The sequence below is a fragment of the Bifidobacterium sp. JNUCC 75 genome (genome assembly GCF_054819865.1).
This window is the reverse complement of record NZ_JBTHIF010000002.1, coordinates 1-9820: the sequence shown is the minus strand read 5'-3', so window position 1 is coordinate 9820 and position 9820 is coordinate 1. Positions and strand designations below refer to the sequence as shown.

At 54.6% G+C, this 9820-nt stretch carries 13 protein-coding genes; 10 read left to right on the top strand and 3 right to left on the bottom strand.

From position 1 onward, the window contains the following. From ACVWNW_RS09180 to ACVWNW_RS09170, 3 genes are all read left to right on the top strand, one after another. The coding region (locus tag ACVWNW_RS09180; protein WP_461196367.1) for a hypothetical protein at positions 1 to 339 on the top strand (339 nt) is incomplete at its 5' end. A 237-nt stretch (positions 340 to 576) separates the two neighbouring features. After that, positions 577 to 1455, top strand: coding sequence for a hypothetical protein (locus ACVWNW_RS09175; RefSeq protein WP_454483484.1), 879 nt, complete (start codon positions 577 to 579; stop codon positions 1453 to 1455). Further along, positions 1449 to 2033: a recombinase family protein gene (locus ACVWNW_RS09170; protein ID WP_454483482.1), complete on the top strand. Its 585-nt coding sequence runs from the start codon at positions 1449 to 1451 to the stop codon at positions 2031 to 2033. The genes ACVWNW_RS09175 and ACVWNW_RS09170 overlap by 7 nt, the downstream gene beginning before the upstream one ends. Positions 2034 to 2119: 86 nt before the next feature. Here the strand turns inward: ACVWNW_RS09170 and ACVWNW_RS09165 are convergent, their stop codons facing one another. Continuing rightward, positions 2120 to 3355: a DUF4062 domain-containing protein gene (locus tag ACVWNW_RS09165; protein WP_454483480.1), complete on the bottom strand. Its 1236-nt coding sequence runs from the start codon at positions 3353 to 3355 to the stop codon at positions 2120 to 2122. A gap of 114 nt (positions 3356 to 3469) precedes the next feature. On the opposite strand from ACVWNW_RS09165, the gene ACVWNW_RS09160 reads away from it, so the two are divergent. Then, positions 3470 to 4183, top strand: coding sequence for a hypothetical protein (locus ACVWNW_RS09160; RefSeq protein WP_454483478.1), 714 nt, complete (start codon positions 3470 to 3472; stop codon positions 4181 to 4183). A gap of 141 nt (positions 4184 to 4324) precedes the next feature. On the opposite strand, the gene ACVWNW_RS09155 is transcribed toward ACVWNW_RS09160, so the two are convergent. Beyond that, on the bottom strand, positions 4325 to 4621 hold the full coding sequence (locus ACVWNW_RS09155; protein WP_454483476.1) for a hypothetical protein: 297 nt from the start codon (positions 4619 to 4621) through the stop codon (positions 4325 to 4327). A gap of 244 nt (positions 4622 to 4865) precedes the next feature. Here ACVWNW_RS09155 and ACVWNW_RS09150 point away from each other — a divergent pair, with 244 nt between their 5' ends. The 3 genes from ACVWNW_RS09150 to ACVWNW_RS09140 all read left to right on the top strand — a co-directional run bounded on the left by ACVWNW_RS09150 (position 4866) and on the right by ACVWNW_RS09140 (position 5877). Beyond that, positions 4866 to 5171, top strand: a complete 306-nt coding sequence (locus tag ACVWNW_RS09150) for a hypothetical protein (protein WP_454483500.1) — start codon at positions 4866 to 4868, stop codon at positions 5169 to 5171. Positions 5172 to 5233: 62 nt separating this feature from the next. After that, positions 5234 to 5449 carry a hypothetical protein gene (locus tag ACVWNW_RS09145; RefSeq protein WP_454483498.1) on the top strand — a complete coding sequence of 72 codons (216 nt, stop codon included), beginning with the start codon at positions 5234 to 5236 and terminating at the stop codon, positions 5447 to 5449. Between the two features lie 278 nt (positions 5450 to 5727). Then, positions 5728 to 5877, top strand: coding sequence for a hypothetical protein (locus ACVWNW_RS09140; RefSeq protein ID WP_454483496.1), 150 nt, complete (start codon positions 5728 to 5730; stop codon positions 5875 to 5877). Between the two features lie 320 nt (positions 5878 to 6197). Here ACVWNW_RS09140 and ACVWNW_RS09135 read toward each other — a convergent pair whose 3' ends face one another. Beyond that, a complete protein-coding gene (locus ACVWNW_RS09135) occupies positions 6198 to 6440 on the bottom strand; it encodes a hypothetical protein (protein ID WP_454483494.1) in 243 nt (80 codons plus the stop codon). 338 nt (positions 6441 to 6778) lie between these two features. On the opposite strand from ACVWNW_RS09135, the gene ACVWNW_RS09130 reads away from it, so the two are divergent. The 3 genes from ACVWNW_RS09130 to ACVWNW_RS09120 all read left to right on the top strand — a co-directional run bounded on the left by ACVWNW_RS09130 (position 6779) and on the right by ACVWNW_RS09120 (position 9438). Then, entirely contained in the window at positions 6779 to 7915 is a 1137-nt protein-coding gene (locus tag ACVWNW_RS09130) for a replication initiation protein (protein ID WP_454483492.1), read from the top strand. 651 nt (positions 7916 to 8566) lie between these two features. Next, positions 8567 to 9187, top strand: coding sequence for a ParA family protein (locus ACVWNW_RS09125; RefSeq protein ID WP_454483490.1), 621 nt, complete (start codon positions 8567 to 8569; stop codon positions 9185 to 9187). Then, on the top strand, positions 9184 to 9438 hold the full coding sequence (locus ACVWNW_RS09120) for a hypothetical protein (protein WP_454483488.1): 255 nt from the start codon (positions 9184 to 9186) through the stop codon (positions 9436 to 9438). Before ACVWNW_RS09125 ends, ACVWNW_RS09120 begins: the two co-directional genes overlap by 4 nt. Positions 9439 to 9820: the final 382 nt, after the last annotated feature.

The window sequence follows — 9820 nt, the reverse complement described above, 5'->3', positions numbered from 1 at the left end:
ATGCAGATGAGCTATACAAGCGAGGAGCTTGATGCAATGGCTGACCGGGGCGATCTGAAGCCCGCGCCGGGGACTGCGGTGTACAGGGACCCCGGTGCCCCGGCCCTGACGGATAAGGATTTGATGGGCATCTTCGCCGGCCGGCCCCGCGAAGAGGAGCACCGACCCGCCAACGTGGAACTGCGCGTGAAGGTCACGCCGACCATGAAGGCCGCCCTGACCCGCATCGCCCGGGAGGAGAACCTGCATACCTCTTCGGCGCTGGTTCGCTCCGTCCTGGCGGACTTCATCCAGAAGCGGGCAGGAAAAGGTAAAGAGGTTCAACCTTCCCGTTGCTGAGATTGATCAGCATCCGGATGTCATTGTCTTAAAGCATAAGGAACAGGCCGCAACCCAGTAAAAGGGCCGCGGCCTTTTCCTGATTACGGAAGTCTATAAAACGACCGTTTTATATACATTTGGCTTGTCCTGCATATCCGAAGCATCGGCGATGCCTATTTGTAGGTTTACTTGTTCTTTAATCTATGTACGATAATCGTTTGGGAAGGTAAACCGATTCGAGGGCAGGGCGTGAACATGAAGCGACAAAGCAAGGGTGTGCGTGTGATTAGGTGCATCAAAGATCATTTGAATTCGCTTATTAAGAGAAAACCATCATACCAAACGCGCATGCGATGCGGAATTTTCGTGTTTTTTGTGACAGAGGCCCTGACCTTAGTCGGTGCTGTCCATGGATTGCTAATGATTTTAGAAAATGGTTATCTTAAAAATTTTGGCTTGTGGTTAACGTCTTTAGGGTTGATTTTATCTTCTGGCCTGATGTATCTTTTCGTTGGTGTAACTGGGCACTCGGCCTCTCCGCGTGATCGGCTTATAGGCAAGACGGAAGCTTATATGCTTGTTCATGTGACATACATCATGTGTATGTTAGCTTCCCTTTTGCAATTTGCTCCTATACCCGATGAGAATAAACTTCCTATACCCGATGAGAATAAACTCGTTCCTGGGAATAGGGTGCCGACAATGCCATACGTTTGCCTCTGGCTTCTTTTCCTGGTTGAACTTACGGCATTGTTGCTCTATGTCCACGACGTTTTTCGCGGTCTGGAGCGATGGCGGCCGAGCAGATGGTGGATCCGCACCACGCCTTATCCCGTCATAGGCATTATCTTCCTGCTGTTCGTCAATCTGTGGAACGACGATCATGGCAGGGGAGCGGATTTTTCGCTGGTCTTCTCTGTGGCTGTTTCCATGCTGGCGGTCAACTATCTGGTGCAAATCATCAACGAGCGCATCGTCCCCAGGGAGGGCCCATACAAAGAGACCTATATGGCGGTCTATAACCGTTCGATTCATGCCCGTCCGGTCTATCACCGTCGGTTTCCAAAGCGGGCCCATGTACGGCGGCCGAAGCCGTCGTCGTCGTCGGCCGGCCGGGGGGAGGGTGCATGCTGATCGGCTATGCGAGGGTGAGCACGCTTGAGCAGAACGAGGATCTGCAGACCGATGCGCTGAGGAAGGCGGGTTGCGGGAGGATCTATGTCGATCATTCCTCCGGGGCCAAGGCCAGCCGCCCCCAGTTGGACCGGATGCTGGAGGCGTTGCGCGAGGGCGACACGGTGGTGGTGTGGAAGCTGGACAGGCTGGGGCGCAGCGTGCAGAACCTGGTCGATCTGATGGACCGGTTCCGGAAACAGGGGGTGGGGTTCCGCAGCCTGACCGAGAACATGGACACCAGCACGCCTGGAGGGGTTCTGGTCTTCAATATCTTCTCCGCCTTGGCGCAGTTCGAGCGGGACCTGATCCGGGAACGCACCATGGCCGGCCTGACGGCGGCCAGGGCGCGCGGCAGGAAAGGCGGCCGCCCCTACAAGCTCTCCGACAAGGACGTCGCCATGGTGCGCCAGCTGTACGATTCCAGGACCGTGACCGTCAAGGAGATAGCCGCCAGGTTCAACGTCAGCCGAAGCACCATCTACAAGGCGATCGGACGGGCAGAGAAGAAGGAGGAGCGGGACCAGGCAAGCATCTGAAGGAACAGCGGCATCAGCGGAAGCGTCAGAGAACTATCCTTGTCCTTGCGGGGATGGCCCCTCATGCCCTGGCTGACTGGGCGGCTTTACTGTTCCGGTTTAGGCCATTCTCCTCTGGTCCAGCCGCGCATTGTTCCTTTTTTCGTCTCATCGACCAGGGACTGGTAGACGTCGCCGGCGATCTTCTCCGGGTCGGCGTCTACTTCCCAGGTCTTGACCATTTTGTCGTTTTCCACTTCCTTGGTGAATTCCATGAGCCTGTCGTGTTCGTCATCGTTTCGCCAGCGTCTCTCGGCGGGCAGATTCTCGGGGTGTTTGCACACGAAGGACAGCACCCTGACATCAGGGTTGGCTTTGGCCATCTCATACTCCTCATGCGTGTAGCTCCTGTCCCCGCGGGGGGTGAGGGTGCCGTACCTGCCGCCCAGGAGCAGCACGTAGATGTCGGTGTCATTGAGCCTTTCGCGGATGTAGTCGAGCTGGCTGCTGTCGGAGGCCATGAAGTTCTCCATGCCGATCGGCATGAAGTCTTCCGTGGAATATAGCCTCCCCAGCACAGCCGCACGGATGTCCCTCATATCCTCGAAGGTCGAGCTGACGAACACCGTGTAATGCTTCCGCCCCGCCTGCCCAGCTTGCAGCATGCTCAGCTGAGGCACCTGGGAACCCTGCTCTCCGTCTGGTGAGCCTGTCTGCATTTCCTGTGAAAATTGGTCTGCATTGTCCACGCTAGGCGGATACTCCGGCGACAGTTGCGGGCGCTTGTGAAACATATCTGTAAATAGGCTCGTAAATAGATCTGTAGAGGAATCTGTACTTGCATTGGGCGTCACTGAAAAAAGGGGGCTGTGCATGAACATGTATTCATTGAACGAAGCCTCGTTCGCTGGAATAATGACAGGAATCTGGCTCAGCATGTCTAAGGCTTCATCAATGTGCTCCAGTGGAAAATACTTACTGTTGAGCAGTGTGTAACCAGTCTCGGCTCCAATGGATTCACTGAAAGTGTTCAAATAATGGAGTACCTGCTTCAGGTAAAAGTAAAGCGGAGCATCGTCTCTTCCTATCGTTATTCCGATGTACCCATTGAAGTGGGCTAGCAGCACACCCATCATCACCTGTTCAGAGGACAGAAAACCGGCCAGCTCAGAAGGGTAAGCCAGCTCCTTTTCGAAACGTTCCTTCAGATCCAGACTGTCTTTCGGGACGTTGATAACTGGATTCACGGAATGAAGATACTCATCTAGACCTTTATTGTTTTCTAAGGTCTTGTTGTAGTCAGAAGCGATCTTGTCAATCCTGCGCCATGTTTCCGAGTCCATAGGAAAATCATAAGACCAAGATACAAGATCCCCGGCTCTACTCGCCAATACGCTCAGCTAATACCTCGAATAAAATTATGGAATCGAGGATGCAAGAAGGTGAGGAAGTCGGCCGTGAAGTTAGCAATTTCAACAAGCCTGAAACAATTCAGAGACAGCATACTGGGCAGATTGACCAATAAGAAGGGAACTATCCGTGGGGCAGTATGGTCTGGAATCCTCTCTTTAACTATGTTTACCGTATTAGGACTATTCTATTTAACGGATTATCGCGGCTCAAGATCAAAAATCCCTGTGTTATCGATTACAATGACTCCTCTAGAATTTTTTGCATATGGCTTTCTATTATTTTCATGGATCTTCCCGTCCGTGAAAGGGGCAAAAAAGTGGAGGGACGCATACGGCATAAGTCTGTTCAAGACCCAACTTTTAATTTTACTGTCATTGTCCTATTGCCTATACCCGACTTACTTATTCAATATAAACTATCAAGATTTTTTCCATAATGTTGTTTTCACAGCCATGGTGCTGGTCGAAACAGTCGTGACTGTTTATGCCGGCTTTGACATACTCAATCTTAACAACCTACGCTGGTTTCTGAGAACCTGGCCGTACAGCGCAACGGGAATTCTTGTAATACAAACGTCTTTCCATCAAATGCAAAACACCCATCATAGCATATTTTTTGAAAACAATTCTCTGGCTAACGCTGTATTTTCTTTTGTCACTATAACTTATTTCGTCCAAGTCTTTAATGAACGATTCTGTAAGAAACAAGGAGACGAAAGCATAGAAACGTCACCGATTAATGAATACAAAGAACAATGAGAAACGCCGTGCCGCCCGCATGCTTCGGGGGAGCCGGACGGCACGGCAAGGCCCAGCCTACAGTCCGGAGGCAAGACGCCAGGGCCCGGCGTGAGAAATGTGGATAACCGGTTGTGGGCCTTGCCGGGAGCCTGCGTCCGGTCACCAGCGGCGGACCCTGGACTGGAGTCTGGCGTAGATGGCCCGCCGGCTGGCATACCATTCGTTGATCTGCTCGGCCTGTTCGCGGGTGACCCAGGCCAGGTGCCCCATGGACCGGCCTATGTCGATCAGGTGCTCCTGCCGGCGCCGTTCGATCAGGGCGTGCAGGTAGCGGCCCCTGGGGGAGTCCTCGTCGATTAGGGTCATCCGCTGGCCCGCCAGCAGCTGGCCGATGACGCTGTTGGCCACCTGCTCAGCCCTGGCCTTGTCCTCCGGAGACACTTCCTCGCTTGCCATGGCCCTTATCATAAAGACGCATGGGGCGGGACATATGCCCATGAAAAAAGGCCGGGCGTGCGCGAGGATGGGCTGCCGGAGCTCCGGGAGGGCATATCAGGGTTTTCAGTCAAAGGATCCGAAGCTGGAGCGGATATCGAGGGGGATGCCCTCCACAGCAGGGCCGCGGCTGGAAGATCCAAGGAACACCCAGAGGAAAAGAGTGCGGCCTTTGACTGTAGGTCGTCAGTGTGGTGCTATATGGATGGAGGGCGGGGGAGAGGGGAGCCCAAACGCTCAAGATGGCCAGAAGCGCCGGCGGTCATGGTGTAACGCCTGCCAGAAAATCGGCTATGCCGTCCTGCATCATGCAGGCAAAAAGGAGATTCAGGATCGGAATGGGCTGGATGCCGTGGTGCTCGTCGGGCCCAGGCATCCTGGGGCGCTTGAAGAGGGCTGCATCGAGGTCATAGTCAAGGAAGCCGAGCCCGGGGATTTCGTCGCCTTCCAGATCATGACCGTCACCGACGTGTGGCGGCGGCTGATCAGGTCGCACAAGCACGACCGATAGACGGCCAGACCACACCAACCAATAATTTAAAAAGCCATGTTATTGGGTACAGGAGAACAGCCATGAACGAATACGAGTACGAGCCTAAGACGGAACAAGAGCGCCGGCAGATGGAGGAGATGAACGCCAAGGCCGAACGCGGGGAACGCCTGGACGTCATACCAGGCTCCGTACGACGCAAGGATCCGAACCGCGAAGTGGATGAGGACGAGTTCTTCCGCGACCTCCAGGAGGAATTCGACCAGATGCGCCTGCGCCGGGCCGAGGCCACCCGGTGAGGGCGGAGAGGGACAGGCGTGCAGAAAGGGAAAGGAGCGCAAAATGGCCAAGCAAGTCACATCCGAGAACCAGGAGGACATCGATGCGATGATCCGCGCAGCCGACCGGGGGGGAGCTGATCCACCACACGGAGGCCGCCATCCGCCGGGACCCCGGCGCCCCGCTGCTGACCGACGAGCAGGCCGCATCGCTCATGGCCCAGAGCATAGCCAAGCTGGACAAACTGGAGAAGCAGCGGGCCGAGGAACGGACCGCTCGACACACCTGAAGGGTCAGGGTGCCCAAGGACCTGGACAACAAGGCCAGCCGGCTGACCAAGAAGGAGGGCATCCCCAAGTCGGCCATCATCCGCAAGGCCGTCGCCCGATACCTCCAGGACACGGCCGCCGCAGGAGGACGCAAGGGCGCCTTCGGAACCCATAAATGACATTCCGGGGGCGCCCTTCGTTCATGCGGTCATGCGGTCGGCTGCGCGTAGGCGATCCCCCAGGGCATGCCCAGGACGGCCAGCCGATCCTAGGCTATCCTGGTGGACAGATTCTCCACCCCCATGCACGCGGTACAAGCCTGCCGGAGCCGGCAGGAAAGGACAGAGCCGGGCGTGCGCACCGGAAGAACCCCCGCAGTCAGAAACAAGCATTCCACCGCTATCCCAGAAAGGGCCCGAAACCAGCCCACCACATCCATAAAACACCAGCAATCACAGCCCACCAAACGTAACCACCCAAGCATCAGACCCACCAGCAATCACGAAACCACCATCACCAACACACCCCAAATGCACCAACCAACGCAGACAGCAATCACATCCAGACAAGCCACAATCAGACCAAATTCAAGAGATGGACCTCTTGCATTAAAATGCGGAAAATCAAGCGTTATCGTTGAAATAACGCCAAATTCTGCGCACGATACGCGAATCCGACAAAATTCGGCTGCAAGGACAAGCACAAAATCAAAAAACTGCGCAGGAACCAATGCACGAAACAAGCGAGATCAACAGCCTTTATGTGGGCCGCTGCCTGTAATGCAGCAAGCCATATCTGCCGACCAAGGGCAAGAGGAAGATCCAGCGATTCTGCTCACCACAGTGCTGAAACAACTGCTACTGCAACGAGGACAAGGACGCCCTGAACCGGTTCGCTGACAAGTCAAAGATGACCCGCCAGCACGGAAAACAGACAACGGATGCCGAACGGAAACCTTGAGTCCTGCCCCTTTGACAAGAACCGTCACCGCGTAGGTATACTGAATTTAGTAAGAGAAAATCCCCGCCTGCCGGAAACAGAACGGGGAACAAAACTAAGCAATAGAGAGTATACCTCCTTATGGAAGAATTCGCCAATCAGAATCCACAGCCCATAGGCGGGCCGCAATGGAAGCAGCTCAACAGGCAGCGCCGGGTCTACCTGATGCCCGACTTCTGCCGCATATCCCTGCCCATCCGCAACCCCGGGCCTGACACAGCCGAATGGGTGCGCGTCAACGGCAGCCGAACCTACGTCCTCCACCCGCAGACCGTGACGACCCCGGGGAAGGGCGTCACCCACATCTGGCCGTACGGGAAGAAGGCCAGGCTGCTCATGGTGTGGATAAGCACCCAAGTCGTGCGCCAGAAGAAACACAACACCAGCCGCGTCATCATGCTCCCCTCCACACTGCGGCAGCTGATGGAGGACCTGGGCATCCAACGCAAGCCCCGCAAAACCGATTACGAGGACTTCAAACGCCAGATCAGCGCCCTGTCCTACTTCGACATGACCATAACCGAAATGAAAACAACTACGGAGACCGTCTGGCAGGACACCAAGAAGGTCACCCTGGTCGAGGAATCCCACATAGGGTGGTCCAGGTACACGCCCAAGAACGGCGTCACCGAAGGCTCATACATCCAGCTCACCCAGGAGACCTGGGACAGGATGGCCAAAAGCACCCCGCTCTCAGCCGACATGGTGGAGATCCTCACATCTACAAGCCGAGGTACGGAATTCGACATCTATGCATGGCTGTCGCAGCGCATATACGCACTTAACCATTCACACGCCTACCAGACCCCGCTCATCGCTTGGAAATCGCTCCAGAACCAAATGGGCTCGAACTACGCCGAAACACGAAACTTCGTCACCAGATTCAAACAGTCGCTGAAACATGTAGCCGCTCTCTGGAACGCGGCCCTGGCCGACGCCGGCGCAAAGGGCAGTCTTCATTACAGCATCGAAAAAGGCGGACTCCGCCTGTATCGGTCTCCTGTCAGCGTCGTTCCAAAGCCCAAGCGCCCCGATCACGCGGATACGCTGCATCAGGAAGCGGACCCCCTGTCCCAGAAGAAGGACAGCAAATTAACTGCGGAGACCGAAGCCTTCCCATTTGACCAAAGCTATGACACCTTGGCCACACCTCCCATAAGCACCGACGAGGACTGGGACCAGATACCAATAGAGCCTATGGAATTTAAACAGGGATAACCTCCACTCCATTACTCTCAGCCCGTTCCATTCCGTCTCCCCACTCACTCACAGCACCGGCAGAGTCAACTCTTTGCCCTAAAAACACCCACAGCAACGTTGCAATAATCAGCGGGTACCCCGCTGATTATCAGCCATATATCCCATCGGACTTCTTCATGTCCAGCAGCGTACTTTTAGTAGAGCCAGCTGGCGTACCTTTAGTAGAGTACCGGCGTACCTTTAGTAGAGTACCGGCGTACCTTTAGTAGAGTACCGGCGTACCTTTAGTAGAGCCGTAAATCTGAAACCCCCTGTGTCAGTAGGGCTCTCACACTTCCCATCTAGAATCTAACTATCACATAATTATCAAGTAGATTAAACATGTAATAGACGAGCTCAAACTCTCCTAAAAACCATAATCACAAGTCCTAATGTATCGGGGGAAACACCGTCCTGTACCGTCAGCGAAGGGAACGAGTCAGTGCTCCAAGAGGACATTACCAATCAGAAGCGCTCCAGACTCCCGGGTCAAGGCAGGATCGGACATAAATTCTGAAGCAAGCTCGAGTCTAAAAAATTACCAAAATTAGAAAAATTAAATAATTTATCAATAAAGAGGTATAATATTTAAATGTTGCAAAAATTTATTATTTTTATTGAGGAGAGTCCGTGAGAATACCCATCATTAATGCCAAAGGCGGGGTAACGAAAACCACCAGCGCCATCTACCTGGCGATGGCGGCGGCCAGGAATGACCAGTCAGTGGAAGTGCTCGACGCCGATGTACAGGGCCACGCCTCACTCTGGGCGTATGCAGCCGAGGATGCAGGCACGCCCCTCCCCTTCCCCGTTACAATCACCAACATTATCAATCTGGAGAGGCTCAAGCCCGACAACTCCAAATGGACGATTATCGACGCTGCACCAAGCGGGAAAATCATCGATGCCTGCATACACATAGCTGACTACATCATCATCCCGACCTCGGACTCCCCTATGGATCTGCAGCAGGTGCGGGCCGTTATGGACATCATCCCTCCGGAAAAGCCCTGCGCCGTGCTGATCACGAGAGCACAGAGGAACACCAGGGCGTTCAGCCAGACCGTCGCTATGCTCGACGATACAGAGCACCAGGGGGCCCAAGCGATGCCCCGGTTCGAGACAGTGATTCCCATGCGCCAGGACATCAAGAGGGCCATGGGCAGCACCCCCAGCAAGCTCTACGAATACGGGGACGCCTATGTGGAGCTAAAAGAGGACATCGCCAGAATGAAGGAAGGGAACCGATGAAGAATAACCGCGCATACTCCCAGGATCTCAGGACGCGTAAACCAAGGACCGCCAAGGACATCTACAATCCGACCCGGCAGGTATCGGGAGGCGAACAGAATCTGACGACCCTTAGCTTCAAAATGGATGCCGACCTCAAACTGCGCATGAAGCTCGCCGCGACTAGCAAGCATATGAAAATGGCGGAAGCAGGGCAGGAAGCAATCAGGCAGTGGGTTGAAGAAAATGAAGAAATCATAAAGGAAAAATAAGTAAAGATATTAAAAAATAAAAATTTTTTATTTTTTAGCTCCTTGTCTCTCTAGCTGCCGGAACAGAACTGCTTCATGGGTGTCGCATCCGGTGAACCCGTTGGGCCTTCATGGCGCGCATGGCCGGCTGGGGTTTCCCTTGACAGTGGATGATCAAGCGGGGGAGTGCCGGATATCCTGGAACGATAATGCGTGGTCGCCGTGATCCGGCCGGTTCGGGTGCAGTCCCGTGTCATGCGCCGACGAGTTCGGTGTGGTGGGTTTCGGCGTCCCGCTGGACGAGCATGCGGAAGTATTCGCTGCGGTTCTTCAGCCCCTCGCGCTTGATGGCGGCTCCTCTCCCCACCGATAAAAAAGTTGAGGATTGAATGGAGGAAGGAAA